We start from the raw sequence: 15,465 nt of genomic DNA on the forward strand, positions 1-15,465 counted from the left end.
CCGCGTTAGTTCTTGGAATCCTCGTCGTCAACGATCTCGGCGTCGACCACGTCATCCTCGGCATCACGAGCCGCGTTCGCCGCATCCGTCCAGCCCTCAGCGCCGGGGGCGCCTTCCTGCTGGGCCTGGGCGTAGAGCGCCTCGCCGATCTTCTGAGCCTTCGTGTTCAGCTCCTCCTGGGCGGACTTGATCGCCTCGACGTCGTCACCCTTGAGGGCCTCCTTGACCGCCTCGGCAGCGGCGCGGACCTCGCTGGTCACGGAATCGTCGAGCTTGTCCTTGTTCTCATCGAGGAGCTTCTCGATCGAGTAGGACTGCTGCTCCGCGGAGTTGCGGACCTCGGCCTCCTCCTTGCGCTTGGCGTCCTCGGCCGCGTTCTCCTCGGCCTCCTTCACCATGCGCTCGATGTCCTCCTTCGACAGGGCCGAGCCGCCCGTGATCGTGACGGACTGTTCCTTGCCCGTGCCGCGATCCTTCGCGGAGACGTGGACAATGCCGTTCGCGTCAATATCGAAGGTGACCTCGATCTGCGGGATGCCGCGCGGGGCCGGCGCAATGCCGGACAGCTCGAACGTGCCAAGCAGCTTGTTGTCACGCGCGAAGGTGCGCTCGCCCTGGTAGACCTGGATGAGCACCGACGGCTGGTTGTCCTCAGCGGTGGAGAAGACCTCCGAACGCTTGGTGGGGATCGCCGTGTTGCGCTCGATGAGCTTGGTCATCACGCCACCCTTGGTCTCGATGCCGAGCGACAGCGGGGTGACGTCGATGAGCAGGACGTCCGTGCGGTCGCCCGTGATGACGCCGGCCTGCAGGGCAGCGCCCACGGCCACGACCTCGTCCGGATTCACGCTCTTGTTCGGCTCGCGCCCGCCCGTCAGCTCCTTGACCACCTCGGTCACGGCCGGCATACGGGTAGAACCGCCGACCATCACCACGTGATCGATCTCCGACAGCTTGATGCCCGCATCCTCGATGACCTTCTTGAACGGTGCCTTCGTGCGCTCGAGCAGATCGCGCGTCATGTCCTCAAACTTGGCGCGGGTGAGCGTCTCATCCAGGTGGATCGGGCCGTTCTCAGACATCGACAGGTATTGCAGCGAAATGTTCGTGGAGGTTGCCGACGACAGCTCCTTCTTCGCCTGCTCAGCGGCCTCCTTGAGACGCTGGACTGCCACCTTGTCCTTCGACAGGTCCACGCCGTAAGCGTTCTTCGTCTGCGAGACCAGCCAGTCCACAATGCGCTGATCCCAGTCATCGCCACCGAGCTTGTTGTCGCCCGAGGTGGCGCGGACCTGGATGATCGAGAAATCGTCGTCATCCTTGCCGACCTCCAGCAGCGACACGTCGAACGTACCGCCGCCCAGGTCGAAGACGAGGATCATCTCATCTTCCTTGCCCTTCTCCAGGCCGTAGGCGAGCGCCGCCGCCGTGGGCTCATTGACAATGCGCTGGACGTTGAGGCCGGCGATCTGGCCCGCGTCCTTCGTGGCCTGACGCTGCGCGTCATTGAAGTAGGCCGGGACCGTGATAACGGCGTCCGTGACCGGCTCGCCCAAGTACGTCTCCGCATCCTTCTTCAGCTTCTGCAGGATGTAGGCCGAGATCTGCTGGGGGGTGTAGGACTTGTCGTCAATTGCGACCTTCCACGACGAATCGCCCATGTGGCGCTTGACCGACAAAACCGTGCGGTCCGGGTTAGCGACAGCCTGGCGCTTGGCGATCTCACCAACCAGCACCTCGCCCGTCTTCGAAAAACCCACCACCGACGGGGTGGTCCGCATGCCCTCCGCGTTCGCGATAACCGTGGGCTCGCCACCCTCAAGGACAGCGACCACGGAATTGGTGGTACCAAGATCAATACCAACTGCACGTGCCATGTGTAACTCCTTCTTTCGGATTCGGGCCCGCAGCCCGCAACCCCTTCTATGTTTTGTTCCGAATACAGGATAAGGCGCTCGAGAAAGTTTCGTCAATACCTGTGACTATTTCTTGAGTCACTTCCGCTCAACTTTGGGGAGCGGGGCAAGGGTGGGTTCCGACGACGCCGGAACCGTGACTTCGCGCCAACCTTGCGTCGATCCTGGAGCGGCTGGGCAGGGTGGGGCGAGGCGTGACTGGAAGGCGCGGCGGCGAGTGCGCGGACGGCGTCGTCCGAAAACTGAGATCTCGCCGGCCAGGGGATGAGAAGGAGCGGGGAGCGCGGGCATTGCCGGTAAACTGAGGTGAACTGGCTGAACCACGCCGAAAGGTGCGCACATGGACTTCACACTCGACAACGCGGCGAAGATGGCGAGGGCCGCGGTGACGGCGTCGTCGGCGTTTGGCTATGAGCGGATCGCGCGGCCACTCCTGTTTCGCAAGGACCCCGAGGAGATCCATGACCTCATGATGCGGGCGCTGGGGGCGTCGGGCGGGCTGCTTGGGAGCTTCGGCGCGCAGATCTCCGCCAACCTGCCCGTGCTGCGCGTGCCGACCAAGCCCGTGCGCGCAGGCGGTGTGGAGTTCCGCCACCCCGTGCTACTCGCCGCCGGCCTGGACAAGACGGGCGAGGCGGCGCGGATGTGGTCGGCGCTCGGGTTCGCCGGCGCGGAGCTCGGCACCTTCACACCGCGCCCACAGCCCGGCAACCCCGAACCGCGCATGTTCCGCATGCCACAAGACCAGGCAATCATCAACCGGATGGGCTTCAACAACCCGGGCGCAGCGGCCGGCGCCGGGCGGCTGCGCGCGTGGGGCGTGAAGCGCGGGAACTACGCGCTCGGCCTGCGGATCGGCATGAGCATCGGCAAGAACAAGACCACGCCGAACGAGGACTTCATCACCGACTACGTCGACTGCCTGCGCGAAGTGGCCGACGTGGCTGACTACGTGGCGATCAATGTCTCCAGCCCCAACACCCCCGGGCTGCGCGACCTGCAGGACCCGGCCGCACTACGCGACCTACTCCAGGCACTCAACGAGGTGCGGGCCGGCGACCGGCTGCCGCTGTGGCTCAAGATCGCCCCCGACATGGGGTGGCTCGAGATCGATGGCGTGCTAGGCGTGGCCGAGGAGATGGGCGTGGACGCGCTCATCGCCACCAACACCACCAACGCCCGGCCCGCCGGCCTACGCTCCTCCGCGGCCGCCGAGACGGGCGGACTGTCCGGCGCGCCGCTCACCCGGCGCTCCCTGCAGGTGATCCGGTACGTGGCTGAGCACTCGGGCGTCGACGTCGTGGGATCGGGCGGAATCATGACCGCCGCCGACGCAGCCGCCGCCCTCGACGCCGGCGCCAAAGCCATCCAGCTCTACACCGGGTTCATCTACCGCGGACCGGCCCTCATCAGGGAGATCGCGGCGCTCTAAGGCCGGGCGCACTGGGCCGGCGGACCGGGGCGCCGCCGGGCCGGATTTGAATTCACTGGACGATTCCGGGCCGATCTTCTTATATGAGGAGATCGGCCCGGAATCGTCCAAAATATTACAATCGTCCCGCGAAGGGACGTTTTCGGCAGGTACAACCGGGTACCGGCCGGCTACAGCCGGCGGCTGCCCGGCGAATCCAGCTCCTCGCCCGCCGCGCACAGCCCGCACTCCTCCGGCGCCCACGATTCCGTGGGTAGGGAGAGCAGCGGGTAGAAGGGCGCGGTAAACTTGCGTTCGGTCTTGCGGTCGATGAGCGCGACCACGCCCACCACCTCGGCGCCCGCCGCCTCCACGAGCGCCACGACCTCAGCCACGGACCCGCCGGTGGTGACCACGTCCTCCACCACGAGCACGCGCGCCCCGCGCGGGATCTCGAAGGAGCGCCGAAGCTGCATCGCGCCGTCCACCCGCTCGGTGAACACGAAGCGCTTGTGCAGGGCGAGCGCCACCGCGAAGCCGAACAGCATGCCGCCCACGGCCGGCGAGGCCACTATGTCGACCTCCACGTCCAGCCGCCGCACCGCCTCCTGCGCGAGCGCGGCCGTCACGTCCGGCGATTCGAGCACCCGCGCACACTGAATGTACGTGTCGGAGTGCCGTCCGCTCGTCAGCGCGAAGTGCCCGTGCCGGATCGCTTCGGTTTCGCGCACGCGCGCCAGAATCTCATCGTTAGTGAGCATTGTTCCCCCTGATATCTGCGGCGATTGCCTCGAATGCCGCCGCCGGGTCCGCGGCCTGCGTGATCGGCCTTCCGACGACCACGTGGCTCGCCCCATCCTTGACCGCCGCGCCGGGCGTAGCCACGCGCGACTGATCGCCGATGTCCGCGCCAGCCGGCCGCACCCCGGGCGTGACGATAAGCGCCTCGGGGCCGAGCACGCCGCGCAGGTCGCCCGCTTCCAGCGGTGAGCAGATGACGCCGTCCGCCCCCGCCGCATAAGAGGCTCGCGCGAGTTCGCGCACCTGGTCCGGCAGGGCCCGCCCCACGCCGATCTGTTCCAAACCGGCGGCGTCCATCGAAGTCAGCACGGTGACAGCCAGAATCTTCGTGGGGGCACCCACGCGGGTCAGGCCTTCACGGGCGGCGGCGACCATGTCGGCGCCGCCCGCGCCGTGCACGGTGAGCAGGTCCGCGCCGAGCTCCCCGAGCACGGCGCTGGCCGCGCGCACCTGGTGTGGGATGTCGTGGAGCTTGAGGTCCAGGAAAACGTGGAATCCGCGTGCCTTCAGCTCGGTCACAATGCGCGGCCCGGCCGCGTAGAACAGGGTCATGCCCACCTTGAGCCACGCCCCGCGCGGGAGCATGTCCGCGAGCGCGAGCGCCTCGCCTTCAGGCAGGTCGAGGGCCACGATGACGCGCCCGGCCGCCCCGGCCATATCCCCGTCTCCCGCAGCCCCAGCCACGCCGCCAGCCATCTCGCTCACTTGGCCACCGCCCCCTCGCGGTAGGTGAACTCCCCACGGAGCATGGTGCCCCACACCTCGCCGTGGAGCACGCGCCCCCAGAACCCGGAGTTCGCCGACTTTGAGGCCAAATGCTCCCGGTCCACCGGCGTGGTCCCTTCGGGGTCGAACACGCACAGGTTGGCTTCGGCCCCGGCTTCGATCTTTTGGGGTGCGAGCCGCAGGATCTCGCGCGGGCGCGCCACCATGAGCTCGACCACGCGGTCCCACCCGATCCGCCCGGGCTGCACGAGCCCGGTGAACACGGCCGGAAGCGAGGTCTCCAGCCCGATCATCCCGAAGGGCGCGTTTTCGAACTCGAGGTCCTTCTCATGCGCAGCATGCGGGGCATGGTCGGTGGCGATCACGTCGATCGTCCCGTCCACCACGGCCTGGGCCAGCGCCTCCGCGTCAGCGTGGGCGCGCAGCGGCGGGTTGACCTTCAGGTACGTTTCGTATTCGGTGGTGATGTCGTCCTCGGTGAGGAATAGGTGGTGCGGTGTCGCCTCGGCGGTCACATCCAGCCCGGCGGCCTTCGCCTCACGCACGACCTCCACCCCGGGCGCCGTGGAGATGTGGGCCACGTGCATGCGCCCGCCGGTCAGCCTCACCAGCTCGACGTCGCGCAAGATCTGCACCACTTCCCCTTGGGCAGGCCAGCCGGCGAGCCCCAGCCGCGTAGAGACCACGCCCTCGTTCACGACGCCGCTACCGACCACCGCATCATCCTGCGAGTGCGTGATGATCGGCCGGTCCCACACCTTGGCGTAGTCGAGCGCGAGCCGCATGAGCCCGCCGTGCTGGATGCCGTGCCCGTCGTCGGAGAAGGCGACCGCGCCGGCCTCGGCCATCTCGCCCATCTCGGCGAGCTCCTTGCCTTCGAGCCCCTTCGTCACGGCACCGATCGGGAAGATGTCCACGAGCCCGACCTCCTCGCCACGCTCGATCTGTCTCTCGATCAGCTTGCCGTTGTCCACCACCGGCGTCGTGTTCGCCATGGTCGCCACCCCGGTGAAGCCGCCGCGGGCCGCCGCGCGCGAGCCGGTGAGGATATCTTCCTTGTGCTCCTGCCCGGGCTCGCGGAAGTGCACGTGCATGTCGAACAGTCCCGGCAGCACCACCTTGCCGCGCAGGTCCACCCGCTCGACTTCCGCCCATTCGCCAACGACGCCGACCGCGTCCGCCGCGTCCGAAGCTCCCGCCGCGTCCGATCCCTCGGCGTTCGCCGGCCCGTCGACGTCGACAACAATCGCCACGATCCGGCCGTCCCGGACGTAAATGTCGGCCACGGCGTCGAGCCCCACCTGGGGGTCCACGACCCGCGCACCCTGCAGAATCTTACGCATTGACCAGCTCCTTCGCGGCGATGGGGGACAGATCCTCGGCACAGTTCGCGAGGAGAAGTTCCATGATGGCCATCCGCACGGCCACGCCCGAGTTGACCTGGTTGAGCACGCGGGCCGGGATCGAGTCGGCCACCTCCTGCGTGATTTCCACGCCGCGGTTCATAGGGCCGGGGTGCATGATGACTGTGTGTGGGGCGAGCGCGGCCAGGCGCTGCGAGTTCATACCCCAGAAGCGGGCGTATTCGCGTAACGAGGGTAGGAGTTGCAGGCTGCCGAGCCGCTCGAGCTGGATGCGCAGGAGGTAGACGACGTCGGCGCCGTAGATCGCCTCGTCCACGCTAGCGGCCACTTCCACACCGAGCACGTCGGGGCGGGCGGGCAGGAAGGCGGGCGGGCCGGCCACCACCACGCTCGCGCCGAGCCGGCCGAGCACGCGGGCGAGCGAGCCGACCACGCGCGAGTGCGCGATGTCGCCCACGATCGCCACGCGCAGACCCGCGATCCGGCCGAAGTTGGCGCGCATGGTGTGCAGGTCGAGGAGGGCCTGGGTGGGGTGTTCGTGCTTGCCGTCGCCGGCGTTGATAACCGAGCCGCGGATGTTGCGGCGCACGATTTGGGGGCTGCCGGCGGCGCGCGCCCGGATGACCACCATGTCGGTGTCCATCGCGTCGAGGGTCTGCGCGGTGTCCACCAGCGACTCCCCCTTCGCGATCGAGGACGCCGAGCCGGAGATGTTGATGACGTCCGCGCCGAGCCGCTTGCCCGCGATCTCGAAGGAGGTGCGGGTGCGAGTGGAGGGCTCCAGGAAGAGGTTGACGATCGTCTGCCCGCGCAGGCTGCCGTGCTTCTTGGTGCCCGGCCCGGAGGCGTTGGCGGCGGCGTGCAGGTCGGCGCGGTCGAGGATCGTTTCGATGTCGGCGATGGACAGGTCGTCCATCGTCATCAGGTGGCGGGTAGACAGGATACTCATCGGGAAACCTCCACAACCTCAACCGAGGTCTGCTTGTCTGTGGGTTCGATCTTGACCACGACCTTGTCGGCCGCGTGCGTGGGCACGTTCTTGCCCACGAAGTCTGCGCGGATGGGTAGTTCGCGGTGCCCGCGATCCACCAGGACGGCCAGCCAGATGCGCGACGGGCGGCCGGCCGAGAGCAGCGCGTCCATCGCGGCGCGCGCGGTGCGGCCCGTGTAGAGGACGTCGTCGACCAGCACCGCCTTCTTTCCCGTTAGGTCCGGGATCACAACGCCGGCACCGCGGCCCGCGTCGTCACCTTCAGCCGCTCCGGGCGCGGGGCGCGCGGGCTGGGCGCTGGCCGGGCGGGCGTCGTCACGAAAATCGGTGATATCGAGGTGGACGACCGGGACCTCCACGCCCTCGATGCGCTTGATCATGGTGGCGAGGTGGCGGGCAATGGTGTCGCCGCGGTTGATGATGCCCACCAGCACCAGGCCGTCGGTGCCGCGCGTGGATTCGAGGATTTCGTGGGCGATGCGGATGAGGGAGCGGCCGATTGCCGGCGCGTCGAGCACGGTGGTCATTCCTTCTCCTTCCCTCGCGGAAAGAGAGCGCGGTGCCGCGCGTCGTTCAGGCACGCGTTGCCGCGGTGCCGCGCCCGTACCCCTGGCAGTAAAAAGCCCCGCCAGAAGGCAGGGCAGAAGCGAGGCGTCTTGCCGGTTCTCTGACCGCCTTAAAGACTACCCACAGCCTAGCCCGCCTCGCGGCACGTGTCGAGCCGCCGCGCCGTGGCACCACTTACAGCTTGCGGCCCCGGGCGCCGGCGGCGATGTCGGAAATGGCGCGCAGGCGGCGTAGCGACACCGTGCCATCATCCTGGAAGCGTGCCAGCTGCCAGGGCGGCGCGAGAGAGAGGTAGGTGTTGACCACCACGTCCGGGCTCTCCTTCATGTCCGTGCCAAGCCACGCCACCAGCACCGCGATGAGGTTGTACACCTGCTGGGTGGTGGCCATCGCCGTCCACAGGTTCGACACGGTTTCCTCGCGCAGGTGGGAGGTGAACTCGTCCACGTAGGCGTCGAAGATGAGGGCCAGACGGCGGGTAATGTGCCCGACCACCACCGGCTGATTCGGGGCGAACAGCGCGCTCAGGAACTCCCGGTGCTCGCGCAGCTCGGTTAGCATCCGCACGTAGGTCTCCCGCCAGCGCAGGAGGTAGTTCTCGTTCGGGGTGGCAACGGCGTCGATCAGCTCGTCAAGGTAGGGCTGCAGCACGTCGACCACCATGTCCGCAACGAACTGCGCCGGCGAATCCCCGTGCTGGTAGAAGGTAGTGCGCGACACCCCGGCCTCGCGCGTTAGCTCCGCCACCGTGATGGAATCCGCCGGCTTGGTCAGGGCGAGCCGGCGCGCCGCGTCACACAGCTGCCCGCGCACGCGCACGTACCGCGGGTCGTTGTTCATCTCCATCGCGCCTCCTGGCAGGAATTATACCGACGACGACACCCTGCCGCCCCGTCCCTTCGGCCCTGCCGCCCCGGCGCAGCCGCATATTAGAAGCCAAACTATCACCTATTTATTTCGGGCAAATCAGACATTGGGCCACAAAAGTCCTGGTAGGCGGGTCGTCACTGTTAAACACCTGTCTTTTAGCAGATAGATTCGGAACATGACCCCGGCACCCCGGGGCGGACCGACTCGATAAGGAGAACCGGCATGACTCAGACTCTGCCCCCGAAGCTAGACGGGACGACTGGCCCGTCTCGCCGAACATTTCTCAAGTGGTCAGGCGTGGCTGCCGGAGTAGCTGGCCTCGCTGCGACCACCTCTCATCTCCCCACTCCTGCCGTGGCCGCTCAGACCGACGGCATGGAAGGCGTGGATAAGACGGTGTGGAACGCCTGCCTGGCCAACTGCCAGTCCCGCTGCCCGCTGCGCCTCCAGGTCAAGGACGGCGCCGTGGTTCGCGTGCTCGCGGACAACACGGGCTCGGACGAATTTGGCGACTTCCAGATCCGGGCGTGCGTGCGCGGTCGCAACCAGCGCGAGCGCATCTACTCCCCCGATCGCATCAAGAAGCCGATGAAGCGCGTGGGCCAGCGCGGCGAGGGCAAGTGGGAGGAGATCACGTGGGAGGAGGCCTTCGACACGATCGCCTCCGAACTCAAGCGCGTGAAGGAAACCTACGGCAACGAAGCCCTGTGGTATCACTACGGCTCCGGCTCCACCGGCGGCAACATCACGAAGCGCGGCACCTGGCCGCGCCTGCTCAACACCTACGGTGGTTACCTCGGCCAGTACGGCGACTACTCCACGGCCCAGCTCACGGCCGGCACTTTGTTCCACTATGGCGGCTGGATCCCGTCCAACTCGCTCGAGGACGTGAAGAACTCCAAGCTCCAGGTCATGTTCGCCAATAACCCGCTGGAGACCCGCATGTCGGGCGGCGGCGAGCTCGCCGTCGTGCAAAAGACGAAGTCCGAGTACGGGATCCGGACGATCATCATCGACCCGCGCTACTCAGAGACTGCGCTGGCCGTGGGCGACGAGTGGGTGCCAATCAAGCCCGGCACCGACGCCGCGCTCGTGGCCGGCATGATCCACGTGATCCTCTCCGAGAACCTCCAGGACCAGGACTTCCTCGACAAGTACTGCGTCGGCTTCGACGAGGACCACATGCCTGAGGGCATCCCGCCGCACAACTCCTACCGCTCCTACATCGAGGGCAAGGGGGCCGACGGCATCGAGAAGACCCCCGAGTGGGCGCAGGACATCACCGGCGTTCCGGCGACGACCATCCGCCGCCTCGCCCGCGAGATCGCGAACGCCAAGCCGTGCGCGATCACCCAGGGCTGGGGCCTGCAGCGCCACGCGAACGGGGAGAACGGCGCGCGCGCGGTCTTCACCCTCGCCGCCGTGACCGGCAACATCGGCATCCCGGGCGGCGGCAACGGCGCCCGCGAGGGCAACACCACCCTGCCCGTCAAGGCATTCCCGCTCTTCGACGGCGAAAAGCCGCCCGTGAGCACGCAGATCTCCTGCTTCAACTGGCCCGACGCCATCATGGACGGACCGTCGATGACGGCCGAAAAGGACGGCGTGCGCGGCAAGAAGAAGCTGGACGTGGGCATCAAGCTCATGGTGGTCAACGCCTCCAACACCCTCATCAACCAGCACAACGACATCCACTACACCCAAGAGGCGTTGCGGGATGACACGAAATGCGAGTTCATCGTGGTGATTGACCACCAGTGGACCGCCAGCTGCGACTGGGGCGACATCGTCCTTCCCTCCACCACAAACTTCGAGGAGATCGACATCATCCCCGGCGCCTCGTGTGGCGACATGGGCTGGGCGATCTGGGGCGACAAGGCGATCGAGCCGCTGTACGACGCGAAGACCGGCTACGAAATGTGCACCGAGATCGCGCGCCGTCTTGGCATCGAGCAGGAGTTCACCCAGGGCCGCACCCAGGAGGAGTGGCGCCGGTGGCTCATCGATGAGACCCGCGCCAACGTGGAGGGCTTCCCCACCGAGGAGGATTGGCCCGAGGTCGGCGTCTTCCGCGCTTACTCCGGCAAGCACCGGGTGGCCATGAAGGACTTCCGCGAGGATCCCGAGGCGAATCCGCTGGAGACGGCGTCGGGCAAGATCGACATCTTCTCCGCGCCGCTGTACGAATACTCCAAGACGTGGGTCTTCGAGGGCGAGCGCGCGGGCGACCGCGTCACCGCGATCCCCGAGTACCTCGAGACGTGGGAGGGCCAGGCCGAGGCCCGTACGAACGATAAGTACCCGCTGCAGTGCATCGCTCACCACTACAAGGGCCGCACCCACTCCAGCTACGCGAACCTCGAAAAGGGTCTGGAGTTGCACCCGCAGATGCTGTGGATCAACCCCGCAGACGCGGAGGCTCGCGGCATCGCCAACGGCGACACGATCTACGTGTTCAATGACCGCGGCAAGGTCAAGACCGAGGCGCGCGTGACTCCGCGCATCGTGCCCGGCGTCGTGTCCCTGCCGCAGGGCGCGTGGTACAAGCCGAACGCCGACGGCGTCGACGAAGGCGGCTGTATCAACACGCTCATGAAGTACCACCCCTCCCCCCTCGCCAAGGGGAACCCGGGGCACACGGCGCTCGTTCAAGTTGAGAAGGCGTGATCTCGATGGGAATCATGACTGACAAGGACTCGGCAAGCTACGCCGTTGCCGGGGGTAACTACGGCTTCCACTTCGACCAGGAGCTCTGCACGGGCTGCAAGGCCTGCCAGATCGCCTGCAAGGACAAGCACGACCTGCCGATCGGCGTCAATTGGCGCCGCGTGGTGGAGTACGCGGGCGGCACCACCACGATGAGTGACGGGGCGTTCTCGATGAACGTGTTCGCCTACTACACGTCGATCTCGTGCAACCACTGTGAGGACGCGATCTGCATGCAGGTCTGCCCCACCACGGCGATGAGCCGGCGCGAGGACGGCACGGTCTACGTGGACTCCTCCAAGTGCGTGGGCTGCCGCTACTGCGAGTGGGCCTGCGCCTATGGCGCCCCGCAGTTCAACGCGGAGGAAGGCCACATGTCCAAGTGCGACCTGTGCTACGACTACCGCTCCACCGGCCAGGAGCCCGCGTGCGTCACGGCGTGCCCGTCGCGCGCACTGGACTGGGGCCCGATCGACGACCTGCGCGCGCAGTTCGGCACCGAGGATGGCATCGCCCCACTCCCCGACCCCTCGATCACCAAGCCGCGCCTGGTCATCCACCCGCACAAGGACGCCCAGCCGTGGAACTCCGCCAACGGCGAGATCCTCAACCCCAAGGAGATCTGATGAACCTCCACGAATTACCCATGATTATCTTCACCGTGGTGGCCCAGCTGTGCGTGGGAATGTTCCTCGTGCTCGGTGCGATCCAGCTCTGGCTCACCGCCACCACCGACGAGCGCACCACCGACCGCCTCACCACCCCGATCCTGTATGTGATCGGCCCGGTGATGGTGTTCGGCCTGGTCGCCTCCATGTTCCACATGAACGACGTCACCCACACCCTCAACGTTTTCCGCCACGTGGGCTCATCGTGGCTGAGCCGCGAGATCGTGTTCGGCGTCGGCTTCGCCGGGCTGGGCTTCCTCTTTGCCCTCCTGCAGTGGTTCCGGGTCGGCCCGGCCAAGGCGCGCATTGCGCTCGGCATGGTGACGGGCCTGGTCGGTATCGGGCTCGTGTGGTCGATGTCGATGATCTACTCCTCGCTCGTCACCGTCCCGGCGTGGAACACCTGGGTTGTCCCGTTCCAGTTCTTCGCCACCACGTTGATGTTGGGCGCGGCCGCCGTCGTCGTGTCCCTCGTTGCAATGACGGCGATCCGGCAGCGCACGCCCGCCACCGAGCGCGGCCCGGTTGCGGTTCCGTCTCGCACGACGACGCCGCCCGCCTGGCAGACCCGCCTCGGCATCGACCGCAACCTGGCCGAGATTCATGCTCCCGCCACGGACAAGGAATGGAAGCTCACCACCCAGATCGTCAAAGCCTGCATGGCCCTGGTCGCCCTGGTGGCGGTGGGGATCCTCATCTCCTACGTGGCACACGTGCAGCACTTGGCCACCCACCCCGAGCCGGCGGCGGCCATCTCCGCGGCGGCGTTCTCCGGCGCGTTCTTCTGGATGCGCCTGGTGCTGCTCGGCCTGGGCGCCGTGGGCGTGGGCTTCGCGGCGTTCAAGTACGCCTCCTCGGCCACGCTTGAGAAGCCGGCCACGCTGACCTGGGTGGTGAGCGCGGCGTTCGTGCTCATCCTCGCCGCCGAGTTCATGGGCAGGTCGCTGCACTATGACTCGATGCAGCTGATCGGCATCGGCTAAGGCACCCCGGCGCGAAGCCGGAGTGAAATTTTTTGGACGATTCCGGGGCGATCTTCTTATTTGAGGAGATCGCCCCGGAATCGTCCAGTGTTTTTAAACTGCCCGGACTTCTATCGCGCCCCGGCTTAGCCAAAGAGCCTCGACAGGAAGGAGCCGCCCTCCTTCGCGTGGCCCTGGCAGCGCTCCGATTCGGGAACGCCGGCGAGGGCCTGCTCGATGTGGTTGCCGCAGCCGGCCCAGGTGGGCTTGCCGCACTTGGGGCAGGTAACGCGCTGGCACATGGTTCTTCCTTCTTTCTTCCCGGGCCTTCACCCCAGGATTTTTCCTGAGAGCGGCTGTGCTCCCAGCTGTTCATGGTGACGGCCAGGGCCGCCTTTACTTGACGACGCCGTCCGCGCTGTCGCCGAGTTCGGCCAGCATGGTGATCATGCCGCCGGAGTGGTTGACGCACGTGTTGCCGGCCTGGACCAGCTGGCGGTGTGCGAGGTAGGAGCGCATGCCGGACTTGCAGTGTACGGCGATAGGGCGCCCGGCCGCAGAGGCGCGAACCTCGTCCATCCGATCGCGGATCTCGAGGTGGGGGATGTTGAGGGCGCCGTCGATGTGGCCCTCGCCCTCGTATTCGGCGCGGCTGCGCACGTCGAGGATGAGGTGGGTCTGGCGCAGGCGCGCCAGGTCGGCGGTGTGCCACACGTCCATCGTGCGGTCGAGCACGTTGGAGGCCATCATGCCGGCCATGTTGACCGGGTCCTTCGCCGAGCCGTACGGCGGGGAGTAGGCCAAGTCGAGGTCGATGAGGTCGGCCACGGTCATGCCGGCCTTGATCGCGGTGGCGAGCACGTCGATGCGCTTGTCCACGCCCCCGCGGCCCACGATCTGCGCGCCGAGCACCTTGCCATCCTCGGCGAAGTGGAGGCGCATGTGCATCTGGGTGGCGCCGGGGAAGTAGCCGGCGTGGTCGGCCGGGTGGAGGGAGATCGTGTGGTGCGCGATCCCCTCGAGCGCGCGCTCGTTCGCGCCGGTCATCGCGGCGGTCAGCTTGCCCACGCGCACGATCGCCGTGCCCGCGGCCGCCGGGATCGGGTGGGACAGGTTGCCGGAGATCGCGTCTGCCACGAGCCGGCCGGCACGGTTGGCCGGGCCCGCGAGCGCCACGGGCCGCCGCGCCCCGGTCACCAGGTCCGTGGAGACCACGGCGTCGCCCACGGCCCACACGCCTTCGAGGTTGGTGCGTCCGTGTTCGTCGACGACGATGGCCCCGCGCTCGCACTCCACTCCCGCATCCTCCCAGATGCTGGTGCGGGGGCGGACGCCGGCGGCAAGCACCACCACGTCTGCCTTCACGCGCGAGCCGTCGGAGAGCACCACGTCGGCCGGCCCACCCGCGCCCGGCTCCTCGATCGCCGTGACGGCGGTGGAGGTGCGCACATCCATCCCGAGCTCGGCCAGCTCTTGGGCCACGTAGTAGGCGCTCTCGGTGTCGAGCGGGGGCAGCACGTGGTCGGCGAACTCGACCACGGTGGTCTTCACCCCGCGCATGGCCAGTGCTTCAGCGGCTTCAAGCCCGATGAAGCCGGCGCCGATCACCACGGCGGACGACGCGCCGGCCGCGGCGTCGTGAAGCGCGTGGGCGTCAGAGACGGTGCGCAAGGTGGTGACACGCGGAGAGTCGATGCCGGGCACGTCAGGGCGGAAGGCCTCGGCGCCGGGCGAGAGGACGAGGACGTCGTAGGTGAGCTCGTAGTCGGCGTCGGGACCATTCACGCGGACGGTGCGCGCGGCGGGGTCGAGCGCGGTAACGGCGCTGTTGACCCGCACGTCGAGGTTGAGTGAGGCCTTGAGCGAGGCCGGGGTCTGGACGAGGAGCGCGCCCGGGTCGGTGATTTCGCCGGACACGAAGTAGGGCAGGCCACAATTGGCGAACGACACCTCGGGGCCCGCCTCGAGCACAATGATCTCGGCGCCCTCCTGCAACCTGCGCAAACGCGCCGCGGCCGACATCCCTCCGGCAACTCCACCAACAACAACGATCCTCATTGGGTGACCTCCATCCCCTTCGATACCCCCTGGGGTATAGGGTAGTGTCGACGACAACGTCGCGCAACCACTCCCCGCCGCGTAGGATGGGCCCGAACAGAAGAGGTAGCATCATGGGCATCGAAGAGCTCCAGGCCGAGCAGCGCAAGGCGCTCAACCGACTCAAGCGCGCCCGCGGGCAACTCAACGCCGTCATCGAGAATTTTGAAAACGGCGGGGAGTGCGTGGACGTCATCCACCAACTCGCCGCCGTGACGTCCGCGCTCAACCGGGCAGGGTTTACGATCGTGGCCGCCGCGATGAAGAATTGCGCTTTTTCTGACGAGCCGCTGACCACGCCCGAGGAGCTGGAAAAGGCCTTCACCTCGCTCGCCTAGGCATTATGAAACTTTATTATCACGTAACTTTTCCCGTGTCAGAGGCGG

The 15,465-nt window shown here is 67.2% G+C and carries 14 protein-coding genes; 5 read left to right on the plus strand and 9 right to left on the minus strand.

Annotated elements, in window-relative coordinates; genetic code table 11:
- Positions 1-5 precede the first annotated feature (5 nt).
- Positions 6-1,877: a molecular chaperone DnaK gene (gene dnaK, locus AQZ59_RS07610; protein ID WP_062614071.1), complete on the minus strand. Its 1,872-nt coding sequence runs from the start codon at positions 1,875-1,877 to the stop codon at positions 6-8.
- Positions 1,878-2,256: 379 nt separating this feature from the next.
- On the opposite strand from dnaK, the gene AQZ59_RS07615 reads away from it, so the two are divergent.
- A complete protein-coding gene (locus AQZ59_RS07615; protein ID WP_201783174.1) occupies positions 2,257-3,348 on the plus strand; it encodes a quinone-dependent dihydroorotate dehydrogenase in 1,092 nt (363 codons plus the stop codon).
- A gap of 170 nt (positions 3,349-3,518) precedes the next feature.
- Here the strand turns inward: AQZ59_RS07615 and pyrE are convergent, their stop codons facing one another.
- From pyrE to AQZ59_RS07645, 6 genes are all read right to left on the minus strand, one after another.
- Complete coding sequence (gene pyrE, locus AQZ59_RS07620; protein ID WP_062614072.1) at positions 3,519-4,088, minus strand: orotate phosphoribosyltransferase; 570 nt, start codon at positions 4,086-4,088, stop codon at positions 3,519-3,521.
- Positions 4,078-4,824, minus strand: coding sequence for an orotidine-5'-phosphate decarboxylase (gene pyrF / locus AQZ59_RS07625; protein ID WP_236698698.1), 747 nt, complete (start codon positions 4,822-4,824; stop codon positions 4,078-4,080). Before pyrF ends, pyrE begins: the two co-directional genes overlap by 11 nt.
- Before the next feature lie 5 nt (positions 4,825-4,829).
- On the minus strand, positions 4,830-6,197 hold the full coding sequence (locus tag AQZ59_RS07630; RefSeq protein ID WP_062614074.1) for a dihydroorotase: 1,368 nt from the start codon (positions 6,195-6,197) through the stop codon (positions 4,830-4,832).
- Positions 6,190-7,167 carry an aspartate carbamoyltransferase catalytic subunit gene (locus AQZ59_RS07635; RefSeq protein ID WP_201783176.1) on the minus strand — a complete coding sequence of 326 codons (978 nt, stop codon included), beginning with the start codon at positions 7,165-7,167 and terminating at the stop codon, positions 6,190-6,192. Before AQZ59_RS07635 ends, AQZ59_RS07630 begins: the two co-directional genes overlap by 8 nt.
- Positions 7,164-7,736, minus strand: a complete 573-nt coding sequence (gene pyrR, locus AQZ59_RS07640) for a bifunctional pyr operon transcriptional regulator/uracil phosphoribosyltransferase PyrR (protein WP_062614075.1) — start codon at positions 7,734-7,736, stop codon at positions 7,164-7,166. The genes AQZ59_RS07635 and pyrR overlap by 4 nt, the downstream gene beginning before the upstream one ends.
- Positions 7,737-7,950: 214 nt before the next feature.
- The gene (locus AQZ59_RS07645) at positions 7,951-8,622 is read right to left on the minus strand and encodes a TetR/AcrR family transcriptional regulator (protein WP_062614076.1); all 672 of its coding nucleotides are present in this window, start codon (positions 8,620-8,622) and stop codon (positions 7,951-7,953) included.
- 246 nt (positions 8,623-8,868) lie between these two features.
- Here AQZ59_RS07645 and AQZ59_RS07650 point away from each other — a divergent pair, with 246 nt between their 5' ends.
- From AQZ59_RS07650 to AQZ59_RS07660, 3 genes are read left to right on the plus strand one after another with little or no spacing between them, the layout of a single operon-like run.
- Positions 8,869-11,313, plus strand: a complete 2,445-nt coding sequence (locus AQZ59_RS07650; protein WP_062614077.1) for a DMSO/selenate family reductase complex A subunit — start codon at positions 8,869-8,871, stop codon at positions 11,311-11,313.
- Positions 11,314-11,327: 14 nt separating this feature from the next.
- Positions 11,328-11,978: a DMSO/selenate family reductase complex B subunit gene (locus AQZ59_RS07655; protein ID WP_062614114.1), complete on the plus strand. Its 651-nt coding sequence runs from the start codon at positions 11,328-11,330 to the stop codon at positions 11,976-11,978.
- On the plus strand, positions 11,978-13,003 hold the full coding sequence (locus AQZ59_RS07660) for a dimethyl sulfoxide reductase anchor subunit family protein (protein WP_062614078.1): 1,026 nt from the start codon (positions 11,978-11,980) through the stop codon (positions 13,001-13,003). Before AQZ59_RS07655 ends, AQZ59_RS07660 begins: the two co-directional genes overlap by 1 nt.
- A gap of 125 nt (positions 13,004-13,128) precedes the next feature.
- On the opposite strand, the gene AQZ59_RS09650 is transcribed toward AQZ59_RS07660, so the two are convergent.
- Together AQZ59_RS09650 and AQZ59_RS07665 are read right to left on the minus strand one after the other, a co-directional pair.
- A complete protein-coding gene (locus AQZ59_RS09650) occupies positions 13,129-13,284 on the minus strand; it encodes a hypothetical protein (protein ID WP_162839030.1) in 156 nt (51 codons plus the stop codon).
- Positions 13,285-13,378: 94 nt separating this feature from the next.
- A complete protein-coding gene (locus tag AQZ59_RS07665) occupies positions 13,379-15,040 on the minus strand; it encodes an FAD-dependent oxidoreductase (RefSeq protein ID WP_062614079.1) in 1,662 nt (553 codons plus the stop codon).
- Between the two features lie 113 nt (positions 15,041-15,153).
- Between AQZ59_RS07665 and AQZ59_RS07670 the strand changes: the two genes are divergently transcribed.
- The gene (locus AQZ59_RS07670; RefSeq protein ID WP_062614080.1) at positions 15,154-15,417 is read left to right on the plus strand and encodes a metal-sensitive transcriptional regulator; all 264 of its coding nucleotides are present in this window, start codon (positions 15,154-15,156) and stop codon (positions 15,415-15,417) included.
- The last annotated feature ends 48 nt before the right edge of the window (positions 15,418-15,465 follow it).

It is taken from the genome of Trueperella bernardiae (assembly GCF_001469025.1).
Lineage (GTDB): Bacteria > Actinomycetota > Actinomycetes > Actinomycetales > Actinomycetaceae > Trueperella > Trueperella bernardiae.